The following is a 10581-nucleotide window of genomic DNA, read 5'->3' on the forward strand; positions in this document are numbered from 1 at the left end:
GGCCTTCCGGCACCAATGTCGGGAGACCCACGGCTGCGTCTCATCAAGCCGGAGAACGAGGAATATGGAAAACGAAAGACACGACCAGCGCGGCGCATTCACAGGGTTGGTCCGGCAAACAAGAGCCGGGGCGGCGTTGGCAGCATTCATCGTCGCCGGGGCATTTCTCGCGGACACGCTTTTCACCAGTATCTCGGACGCCGCGGACCAACCGTCGTCTTCCACCTCAGCGGTCCCGGTCGAACTTGCGAAGGTCACGATCGAAGACTTTCCCGTTTATCTCAGCGGGCTGGGAACGGTCCAGCCCTTCAACACCGTCGCGGTGAAGACCCGCATCGACGGCCAATTGCAGAAGGTCTTTTTCACGGAAGGCCAGACCGTCAAAGAGGGCGATCTGCTCGCTCTGATCGATCCCAGACCTTTCCAAGCGGCCGTGGACCAAGCCGCCGCAAAAATCCAACAGGATGAAGCTGATATCGAGAACGCTCAGTATCTGCTCGCCAAAGACCAAAAGCTCATCAAGCAAGGCGTATCAACCGACGAAACGGTCGAGACCCAACAAAGCCAAGTAAACCAGCTTCTTGCGCAGCTCGCCCAGGACAAGGCGGCAAAGGAGGCTGCTGACGTCTCCCTTTCCTACACGGAAATTCGCTCGCCCATCACGGGGAGAACGGGGATCCGGCTCATCGACGCAGGCAATCAGGTTCACGCCTCGGACGCGACTGGGATTGTCACGGTAACCCAGACCCAGCCCATTTCCGTTGTCTCGACGCTCCGAGAGCAGGACTTGCCTGGAGTTCTGACGGCAATGAGCCAGCGCGCCGTTCAGGTATCCGCACTCCCGAGCGACAGCTCGACGGTGCTCGATAACGGAGTGCTATCCCTCATCGACAATCAGATTGATGCTGACAACGGCACGGTGAAGCTCAAGTCGACGTTCCCCAACATCAACGGAACGCTGTGGCCCGGCCAGTTTGTCATCCTGCGCGTTCTTCAGAATACCCTCAAGAACGCAACTACCATCCCATCATCTGCGCTGCAACGCGGCCCTGATGGCTTTTACGTTTACGCTGTCGGCGCGGATAACAAGGCTGAGGAACGCAAGGTGCAACCGGGGCCCATCAACGGTGGGCGCGCGGTCATCGTCTCTGGCCTCGCAGGCACCGAGCGGGTCATCAGCGACGGCCAGTACAGGGTGAAGGACGGCTCTCTTGTCTCGGCAGCCGTGACAACGCAGCTATCAAACAACGTCGGCAAGGGGAACTGATCGATGTCGATTTCTTCCTGGTTCATAAAGAAACCGATTGCAACCTCATTGCTGATGGTTGGCCTGTTCACCCTGGGGGTCGTGGCATATCCATTGCTGCCGATCGCCCCGCTTCCGCAAGTCGACTTCCCGACGATCCAGGTATCGACCCAGCTTCCGGGAGCCGACCCCAAAACCATCGCGTCGTCCGTGACACAGCCGCTCGAACGCCAGTTCGGGCAGATACCTGGTGTCGCCCAGATGACGTCCAGCAGCACGCTGGGCAGCAGCGCGATAACGCTTCAGTTCGACCTATCGAGAAACATCGATAGCGCCGCCCAGGATGTTCAGACAGCGATCAATGCCGCATCGGGACAACTCCCATCCGGACTCCCCTCCCCGCCGACCTACCGCAAGGTAAACCCGGCTGATCCGCCGATCATGATTCTGGCCATTACCTCAGACACGCTTCCGCTCACCGAGGTCGACGATTTCGCCGAGAACGTGCTTGCCCAGCACATCAGCCAACTAAATGGGGTCTCGCAAGTCCTTGTCTTCGGTCAGCAGAAGCCGGCGGTGCGAATACAGGTCGACCCAGGAAAGATCGCTTCTTTGGGGATCTCCATGGAAGATGTCCGAAGCGCGGTGAGCACTATCACAACCGACGCTCCGAAAGGTAGCATCCAAGGTGCGGACCGGACTTACACCATCTACGACAACGACCAGTTATTGGACGCAGCGCCCTGGAATGACGCGATCATCGCCTACAAGAATGGCGGACCGATACGAGTTCGCGACATCGGCGAAGCGGTCGATGGCGCTGAGAACAATCAGCTTGCGGCATGGGCCAACGGAAAACCGGCGATCATCCTGCCGATTTTCAAACTTCCCGGCGCGAACGTTATCGACACTGTCGATCATATCAAGGAAATCCTACCCCAGTTGCAGGCGATCGCTCCGGCGGCGCTGAATGTGGCGATCCTCAGCGACCGGACTGTTACCATTCGCGCGTCTGTCTTGGATGTCGAAAAAACACTTCTGATTACGATTGTCCTGGTTGTTGTCGTCATCTTTGTTTTTCTTCGCAACTTCTGGGGAACAGTCATACCCAGTGTTACCGTTCCCCTCGCGCTGATGGCAACGCTCGCCCTGATGTACGTCGCCGGGTTCAGTCTCGACAATCTGTCGCTTATGGGACTGAGTATTGCCGTCGGTTTTGTCGTCGACGACGCAATCGTCATGGTCGAGAATATTCACCGACACATGGAGATGGGAAAAAACCCTTTTCAGGCGGCACTAGACGGCTCGGCCGAGATTGGTTTCACAATTATTTCCATCAGCCTTTCTCTGGTTGCCGTGTTTATCCCGCTTCTATTGATGGGCGGTATCGTCGGCGAACTGTTCCGTGAATTCGCAATCACCGTAACAATGACCATTGCCGTCTCGGCAGTCGTTTCATTGATAATTACCCCAATGATGAGCTCCCGGTTTCTGAAAGCAGACAAGGCTGACGGCCATGGACGCCTCTATCTGCTTTTCGAAAAGGCATTCGACCGTATGCTATCCGGCTACGAATACACGCTCGACAAGGCATTGCGTCATCATCGTGTGACGTTTGCTTTCTTCCTCCTGTCCCTTGCCGCGACAGGCTATGTCTTCGTGGAGATACCAAAGGGGTTCTTTCCAATCCAGGATACGGGTCTGATCACCGGGGTGCTTGAAGCCTCACAGGACATTTCGTTCGCGAAAATGTCCGCGCTCCAAGTAGAGGCTGGAAAGATCGTCCAAAGCGATCCTGCCGTCGCGAGCACCAGCATGCAGGTCGGTGGAGGTTCTGGCTCCACGGTCAACATGAGCCGGATGTTCATCACCCTGAAACCTCTCGATCAGCGAGATGCTTCCGCGTCGCAGGTGATCGACAGGCTTCGACCCCGGCTGCAAGAACTTGAGGGCGCTCAGCTCTTCCTGCAGTCCGCGCAGGACATCAATATTGGCGGCAGAAGTTCTGCGACACAGTTTCAATACACGCTGCAGGACGGTGATCCCGCCGAACTCAATGAGTGGGCCGGCAAGCTTCTCGCAAAGTTCCGGTCGCTACCCGAAATCACAGACGTCGCCACAGACCAGCAGAACGCCGGCACGACGGTTACCCTCGCGATCGATCGCGATAAGGCCTCCCGCTATGGGATCGCTCCGCAGCTTATCGACAACATCCTCTATGACGCTTTCGGACAGCGACAAGTCACCCAGTACTTCACCGATTTGAACAGCTATCATGTCATCTTGGAGATTGCTCCCGCTCTTGGTGGGTCGCCATCATCGATTGATGACCTATATGTCAAATCGCCATTGACTGGTGAGCAGGTCCCCCTGAATGCCCTTGTAAAGCAAACGACCGAGCCGACCGCAGTCCTGGCAGTCAACCATCAAAGTCAGTTTCCATCCGTGACCTTGTCGTTCAATCTGTCGAGTGGGACCGCTCTCAGCCAGGCCGTCTCTGCCATCCAAGCTGCAGAGAAGCAAATGGGAACGCCTGCCACATTGATTGGCTCGTTTCAAGGCAACGCCCAGGCGTTCCAGTCGTCCCTGGCCTCCGAGCCGTTGCTCGTGCTTGCAGCGATCGCCGTAATCTATCTTATCCTTGGCGTCCTGTACGAGAGCTACTTCCACCCTCTTACCATCCTGTCGACGTTGCCGTCTGCCGGCTTGGGTGCATTGTTGATGCTGTGGACTTTCGGTTTCGGATTTACCGTAATTGCCCTTATCGGGGTTATCCTTCTGATCGGTATCGTCAAGAAGAACGGCATCATGATCGTCGATTTCGCGGTGGAAGACCAAAGAAACAACGACTCATCACCCGAAGAAGCGATCCGGAAAGCCTGTCTTCTGCGCTTCCGTCCCATCATTATGACGACGAGCGCCGCCTTGCTTGCCGGTATTCCCCTGATGCTCGGCCATGGAACCGGCTCCGAGCTTCGTCAACCGCTGGGATACTCGATCGTAGGCGGTCTCGTGATCAGCCAGATCATGACGCTATATACGACACCGGTCGTTTACCTCTACCTCGAACGACTAAGCAGGATGGTCAGTGCGAAAGATCGAGCTGCAGAAGCCGCTCAATCCGCTGAGTCGAGGAACGGCATCTTGCGGTAATCGCCGGCGGGCGTGTTGTATTGCGCCCGTCGATATCTGTGTTGGGCATGGTGTCGGGACATGAAGCCGGGCGACATCGCTTCCGGCTTCGCGATCGCTTCTGGGCCATGATGGATGAGGCGTTTCCGCATCGACGATGACGCGCCCTGTGGCCCCTATGGGCTGGCGGCCACCTAGACCCAAATCGCTAACGATGTTCGACAAAAGCAACGCTGGCATCGCTGACGATGGCGACATGCGAATAGGCTGCCTGCCTGGCCGCCTGAGCGTCTGCGCGCATGATTGCTGTGACGATGATGTCGTGCTCATCGAAGGACTTGGCGAGACGTCCGGGAAGGCGGAATTGTGCGCGACGGAAGGGGGCAAGCCGGGCACGCGTTTGCGTCACCAGCTCGAGAATATGGTCGTTATGCGCGCCGCGATAGAGCTGGTTGTGAAATTCGACATTGTATGTGGCATAATCTTCCTCGGCGCCGGCATGCACCAGCCGGGCGGAAGCGTGATGTTGGCGCTCGAGGGTGCGGCGTTCATCGACGGTCATTCGTTCCGCCGATAAGCGCGCGCAAATGGCTTCGAGCTCCGCCATTGCCTCAAACATCGAATGCAGATAGGCACCACTAACGTTCGTCACAACAGCGCTACGGTTCGGTTCACGGCCAACAAGACCCATCGCGCCAAGTTCGCGTAACGCTTCGCGAACCGGGGTTCGTGATACCTCGAAGCGGGCCGCGAGTGTGATTTCGTCAAGCTTCTCGCCGGGCAGGAGCGCTCCCGTTACGATCATATCGGCCACAGCCCGCACCATCTGTTCGACGGTCGTTCCTGGCCTCACAACTTCCTTACGCTTGATCTGCTTCACAGAAATAGGCGAATCCTCAGTTCGTGCATACAGATGTATGCACGAACGAACCAAAGTCAATCGTCAATTTAATCTATTGTTTTTCAATGATATTTTTCCACAGAAAAACCTCAATCACATCACTCGCTGCGGCGTGCCTTTCAAAATAAAGACTAAAAAAAGTGCATTGCTCATTTTAAGGCATTATTTCAATAAAATCTGCATACACTTTTTGCGCTCAAGATCTCCACTGGATTTTAGCGCAATAATATCATTAGCTTAACATCTGGCATGGTGATTGCATACACTTTGATGTGATCCTTTCTACGAACCGGGCTCCAGCCCCAAGGAGCATTCCCATGACCAGACTCCTTCACATGAATCGCCGCAACTTTCTCCGGGCTTCGGCTGCAGGCGCACTCGCCAGTGTCGCGCCGGGCCTTCTGTCATCTCGCGCCTACGCCCAGACCGCCCTCACCGTCGGCTTCATCTATGTCGGCCCAAAAGATGATTACGGCTACAACCAGGCCCATGCCGAAGGCGCTGCCGTCGTCAAGGCGCTCCCTGGCGTCACGGTAGTCGAAGAGGAAAACGTCCCCGAGACCGTCGACGTTCAAAAAACGATGGAATCGATGATCAATCTTGACGGCGCCACGCTGATCTTCCCGACGTCATTCGGCTATTTCGATCCGCATATGCTGGCCATGGCCGCGAAATATCCCAACATCCAGTTCCGCCATTGCGGCGGCCTCTGGCAGGCCGGTAAGAACCCGGACAATACCGGCTCCTATTTCGGTTACATTTTCCAGGGCCAGTATCTGAATGGCGTAACGGCCGGCTACGCCACGAAGAGCAAGAAGATCGGCTTTGTTGCAGCCAAGCCGATCCCGCAGGTTCTGCAAAACATCAACGCCTTTCTGCTCGGTGCGCGTTCCGTCGATCCGGCCATCACCTGCCAGGTGATCTTCACGGGCGAATGGTCACTTGCCGTCAAGGAGGCCGAGGCCACCAACGCGCTGATCGACCAGGGGGCGGATGTCATCACCTGCCATGTCGACAGCCCGAAAGTCGTCGTCGAAACCGCCGCCGGCCGCGGCGCCTTCGTCTGCGGCTATCACGCCAACCAGAGCCCCCTTGCTCCGGCGAAGTATCTGACTGGCGCGGAGTGGGCCTGGGGGAATGTGTACTCCGACTTCGTCAAGAAGGCACAGGCCGGCGGAAAGCTCGGCAATTTCGTTCGCGGCGGCCTGAAGGACGGCTTCGTCAAGATGAGCCCGCTCGGCCCTGGTGTGTCCGATGAATCCCGCAAGAAATTCGAGGCGACGCTTGCCGAGATGATGGCGGGAAAATTCTCGGTCTTCAAAGGTCCGATCAAGGACAACAAGGGCAATGTCGTCATCACCGCGGACAAGAGCTTCGCCGAGGACGCAATCGAACTCGAAAGCATGAACTATCTCGTCGAAGGCGTTGTCGGCTCCACGGCCTGATTATCGAGGGAGAACCGTCATGACGGTTGAAGTCAACGAGCCCGCATTGTCCATCGCTCAGCAGAGGCGGGCGCAGCTGCGCCCGGCCCTCGAATGGCTGGCGCGACGAGCCGAGCCTATTGTGATCACGCTTGGCGCAATCCTGGCCGGCCTCGCACTGTTCTCCCTCTTCATCCTGGCGGTTGGCAAATCGCCGGCCGACCTCTTTCGCTTCATGTATGCCGGCGGCTTCGGCAGCTGGTTTTCTATCCAGAACAGCTTGAGCCGCGCCTCCCCCCTGCTACTCACGGCGCTTTGCGTTGCACTGCCGGCAAGGCTTGGCCTCGTCATCATCGGTGGCGAAGGCGCCGTCGTTCTCGGCGGCGTGGCGGCGGCGGCGATCGCACTGCCGATCGTCGGCATGTTGTCGCCTATCATCGTTCTTGTCCTCATGGCGCTTGCCGCCATGACAATCGGCGGCATCTGGATCGGTCTTGCCGGCTTTCTTCGCCACTATCGCGGCGTCAACGAAACCATCTCCTCACTGCTGCTCGCCTATATTGCCATCGCCTTGATGAACCAGTTCGTCGAAGGACCGCTGCGCGATCCGGCAAGCCTCAACAAGCCCTCCACCAAGCCACTGCCACACGACTATATGCTCGGCAATATTCCAGGCATGGACGTGCATTGGGGCCTCGTCATCGGCATTATCGCCTGTGTTGTCTCGTGGATATTGCTCGAGATGACCAGCTACGGTTTCGCCGCTCGCATCGCTGGCGGCAATGTTCGCGCCGCACAGATCCAGGGCCTGCCCGTGGGGCGGCTGATTGCCGGTTTCACGGCAATTGCCGGCAGCTTCGCCGGCCTTGCCGGCATGATCGAGGTCGCCGCGGTCCAGGGCAGTGCCAATGCTTCGCTAGCCGCCGGCTATGGTTATACCGGCATCCTTGTCGCTTTTCTGGCGCGTCACAATCCGCTTGCGATCATCCCGGTCGCCATCCTTCTCGGCGGCATCGATGCGTCCGGCGGCCTGATCCAGCGCCGCATGGGCCTGCCCGACGCAACCGTCCTCGTGCTGCAGGGTACGCTCTTCATCGTCATCCTCTTTGGCGAAACCTTCTATGGCCGCTTCAAGATCTTCAATCCCGACCTCTGGAAAAGGAGCGCATGATGGACGATACCGCAATCGGTCTCTGGGGCGTGCCCCTTGCCATTCTGGCCGGCGCGATCCGCGTCTCGACACCCTTCATCTTCGTCAGCCTCGGCGAGACGATTACTGAACGTTCCGGCCGCATCAATCTCGGCCTTGAAGGCACGCTCGTTTTCGGCGCCATGACGGCCTATGCGGTCGCCGTGATGAGCGGTTCGGCCTGGCTCGGCGTGCTCGCTGCGATGGCGAGCGGGGCTCTCTTCGGCGCTGTACACGGCTGGATCTGCAAATGGCCGAAGGTCAACGACATCGCCATCGGCATCGCCATGATGCAATTCGGCCTCGGCCTCGCTTTCTTTCTCGGCAAGTCCTTTATCCAGCCTGTCGCGCCGCACCTTCCGGCGATCCCCTTCGGCTTCTGGTCGAACCTGCAGCCGGTACAGGCAGCCTTGAACATCAATATCCTTTTCATTCTCGGTGCAGCTCTCGCCCTCGTCCTTTGGTGGGCATTCAGGAACACCAGGATCGGCCTCATGCTGCGCGTCGTGGGTGACAGCACGGACGCGGCGCGGGCCATGGGCATCGACCCCGATCGTGTCCGGCTGCTGGCAACCGCTGTCGGCGGTTCGCTGGCTGCGATCGGCGGCGCCTATCTATCGCTCTACTATCCGGGCTCCTGGAACGAGCGCATCTCCTCCGGACAGGGCCTGATGGCCGTGGCATTGGTGATCTTTGCGCGCTGGAACCCGATCGGCTGCTTTGTCGCCGCACTTCTCTTCGGCGGCGCCGGCGCGCTTGGCCCAGCTTTGCAATCCGTCGGCGTGACGCAGGGATATTATCTTTTCTACGCCGCTCCGTACGTGCTGACGCTCGTCATCATGATCATCACCTCCTCGCCCACCCGTGCGCTTAGCGGCGCTCCCGGCGCGCTTTCGCTTACCAAATAGGAAGATCAGCCATGAACAGTCTCGCAGCCGCAGCCATCGGGCAGAAACTGACTTATATCGACGCCGATCCCTATCCCTGGCCCTATAATGGCGCCCTTAGACGGGACAATACGGCGCTCATCATTATCGACATGCAGACGGATTTCTGCGGGCCCGGCGGCTATGTCGATCACATGGGCTACGACCTTTCGCTGGTCCAGGCGCCGATCGAGCCGATCAAGGCCGTCCTGTCTGCCATGCGTACAAAGGGCTATCACATCATCCACACGCGGGAGGGTCATCGACCTGACCTCGCCGACTTGCCGGCTAACAAGCGATGGCGCTCGCAACGCATCGGCGCCGGCATCGGCGACAGCGGCCCCTGCGGCCGCATCCTCGTGCGTGGAGAAGCCGGCTGGGACATCATTCCCGAGCTTTATCCGATCGAAGGCGAGGCAATCATCGACAAGCCGGGCAAAGGCTCTTTCTGCGCGACCGACCTTGAGCTGATTCTTAACCAGAAGCGCATCGAAAACATCATCCTGACCGGGATTACGACCGACGTCTGCGTCTCCACCACCATGCGCGAGGCGAATGACCGGGGCTTCGAATGCCTGTTGCTCGAGGATTGCTGCGGCGCGACCGATTACGGCAATCACCTCGCGGCCATCAAGATGGTGAAGATGCAGGGCGGCGTCTTCGGCTCTGTCTCCAATTCCAAGGCCTTGATCGAGGCATTGCCCTGATGCCTTCACTACGCGCCCATGTCTATCGCGTCGCCGCGCAAGGCCCGGACGATACCTCCGGGGTCGAAGCGCTTCTTGCCGACGGCCTGGCGGCCAAGAATGTCGTGGCTATACTCGGCAAGACCGAGGGCAATGGCTGCGTTAACGATTTCAGCCGCGGCTATGCTACGCGCAGCTTCGAAACACTCTTTCGACAGCACGGTGCCGATGACGTCTCGTTCGTCATGTCCGGGGGGACGGAGGGGGCGCTCTCGCCGCACTGGACGGTGTTCGCGCGACAAGTGGTCGATGCGCCGGCCGAACGCGCACTGGCGATCGGGGTTGCGCGCACGCCTTCGCTGCCATCCCAACATCTCGGGCGGCGCGAACAGGTTCTGCTTGTGGCCGAAGCTGTGCGCGCAGCGATGCGTGACGCCGGCATCGACGACCCAAGCGACGTCCATTTCGTCCAGATCAAATGCCCGCTCCTCACGCTCAGCCGCATCAGCGCGGCTGAAGCCGAGGGAAAGACACTCGCCACCCGCGATACATTGAAATCGATGGGCCTGTCGCGCGGCGCATCGGCGCTCGGCGTGGCGGTCGCGCTCGGCGAGGTTGACGAAGGAGCGCTCCGCGACACCGACATCTGTCACAGCCATGAACTTTTCTCGCGCCGCGCCTCCGCCTCGGCCGGCGTTGAATTGACGGATCACGAAATCATCGTGCTCGGCATGAGCGATCGATGGTCGGGGCCGCTGGCGATCGACCACGCGGTGATGCGTGATGCCGTCGATGTAGCGGCCGTGCGCGAGGCATACGAGCGCCTGCCGGCCAACAGCCGCCTCGCTGCCGTTCTCGCCAAGGCCGAACCGGATCCCACCGGAAAGATTCGTGGCAAGCGCCACACGATGCTGGACGATTCCGATATCTCAGGCACGCGCCATGCGCGCGCCTTCGTTGGCGGCGTGCTCGCCGGCCTCTTCGGCATCACGGATCTCTACGTCTCCGGCGGCGCCGAACATCAAGGGCCTCCCGGCGGTGGTCCCGTCGCCATCATTGTCGAAAAGGAGCATTGAG

At 58.9% G+C, this 10581-nt stretch carries 8 protein-coding genes; 7 read left to right on the top strand and 1 reads right to left on the bottom strand.

Annotation, left to right across the window (positions count from 1 at the left end; genetic code table 11):
* Positions 1 to 64 precede the first annotated feature (64 nt).
* Entirely contained in the window at positions 65 to 1267 is a 1203-nt protein-coding gene (locus tag DQ393_RS12010; protein ID WP_112342011.1) for an efflux RND transporter periplasmic adaptor subunit, read from the top strand.
* 3 nt (positions 1268 to 1270) lie between these two features.
* A complete protein-coding gene (locus DQ393_RS12015; RefSeq protein WP_112342012.1) occupies positions 1271 to 4399 on the top strand; it encodes an efflux RND transporter permease subunit in 3129 nt (1042 codons plus the stop codon).
* Positions 4400 to 4586: 187 nt separating this feature from the next.
* Here the strand turns inward: DQ393_RS12015 and DQ393_RS12020 are convergent, their stop codons facing one another.
* Positions 4587 to 5258: a GntR family transcriptional regulator gene (locus DQ393_RS12020; RefSeq protein WP_112342013.1), complete on the bottom strand. Its 672-nt coding sequence runs from the start codon at positions 5256 to 5258 to the stop codon at positions 4587 to 4589.
* Positions 5259 to 5596: 338 nt separating this feature from the next.
* Here DQ393_RS12020 and DQ393_RS12025 point away from each other — a divergent pair, with 338 nt between their 5' ends.
* From DQ393_RS12025 to DQ393_RS12045, 5 genes are read left to right on the top strand one after another with little or no spacing between them, the layout of a single operon-like run.
* Positions 5597 to 6724 carry a BMP family ABC transporter substrate-binding protein gene (locus DQ393_RS12025; protein WP_112342014.1) on the top strand — a complete coding sequence of 376 codons (1128 nt, stop codon included), beginning with the start codon at positions 5597 to 5599 and terminating at the stop codon, positions 6722 to 6724.
* A gap of 19 nt (positions 6725 to 6743) precedes the next feature.
* The gene (locus DQ393_RS12030) at positions 6744 to 7874 is read left to right on the top strand and encodes an ABC transporter permease (RefSeq protein WP_112342015.1); all 1131 of its coding nucleotides are present in this window, start codon (positions 6744 to 6746) and stop codon (positions 7872 to 7874) included.
* Entirely contained in the window at positions 7874 to 8800 is a 927-nt protein-coding gene (locus DQ393_RS12035; RefSeq protein ID WP_112342115.1) for an ABC transporter permease, read from the top strand. Before DQ393_RS12030 ends, DQ393_RS12035 begins: the two co-directional genes overlap by 1 nt.
* 11 nt (positions 8801 to 8811) lie before the next feature.
* Positions 8812 to 9525, top strand: coding sequence for a biuret amidohydrolase (biuH, locus tag DQ393_RS12040; RefSeq protein WP_112342016.1), 714 nt, complete (start codon positions 8812 to 8814; stop codon positions 9523 to 9525).
* Positions 9525 to 10580, top strand: coding sequence for a ring-opening amidohydrolase (locus DQ393_RS12045; protein WP_112342017.1), 1056 nt, complete (start codon positions 9525 to 9527; stop codon positions 10578 to 10580). The genes biuH and DQ393_RS12045 overlap by 1 nt, the downstream gene beginning before the upstream one ends.
* Position 10581 lies beyond the last annotated feature (1 nt).

Origin of the sequence: Martinezella tropici (assembly GCF_003287875.1) — a bacterium.
Taxonomy (GTDB): Bacteria; Pseudomonadota; Alphaproteobacteria; order Rhizobiales; family Rhizobiaceae; genus Rhizobium; species Rhizobium tropici_C.